Genomic DNA, 430 nt, shown 5'->3' with positions numbered 1-430 from the left:
ACATTTATCAAAAGCAGTTCAGAATCAGGGGTTTTTTGAGTTTAGAAAGCAGCTTGAACACAAGTGCAGGGATAAAGGGATCCAGCTTATTGTGGCTGATCGGTTTTATCCATCATCAAAGCTTTGCAGTTGCTGTGGAAACATTAAAAAAGACTTGAAATTATCTGACAGAATTTATAAATGTGATTGTGGAAATGTCATTGATAGAGATTTTCAGGCATCTATAAATCTCAAGGCTTATGGAGAAAGAGTTGCAAGCTAACACTAAAACGTTAGTGCAAATATGTACGGGTACGTTAATCCGGAATTTACGCCTATGGAGAGTACAAGAACTTGTGAGTAGATAGATATTTATATCATCAAAAGCATACTCGTTGAAGTAGGAATGAAACATAGAAGTTTATAACTTTTTATAAGTTTTCAGTAACGG

Annotated in this window: 1 protein-coding gene; it reads left to right on the top strand. The window is 34.9% G+C overall.

The window, feature by feature from the left end:
• The coding region (locus DW694_RS17380; protein WP_286187295.1) for a transposase at positions 1-262 on the top strand (262 nt) is incomplete at its 5' end.
• Between the last annotated feature and the right edge of the window lie 168 nt (positions 263-430).

The sequence above is a fragment of the Ruminococcus sp. AM26-12LB genome, assembly GCF_003480785.1.
Lineage (GTDB): Bacteria > Bacillota > Clostridia > Lachnospirales > Lachnospiraceae > Blautia_A > Blautia_A fusiformis.
Note: the sequence above shows the minus strand (reverse complement) of the source record. Positions and strands in the feature narration are given on the sequence as shown.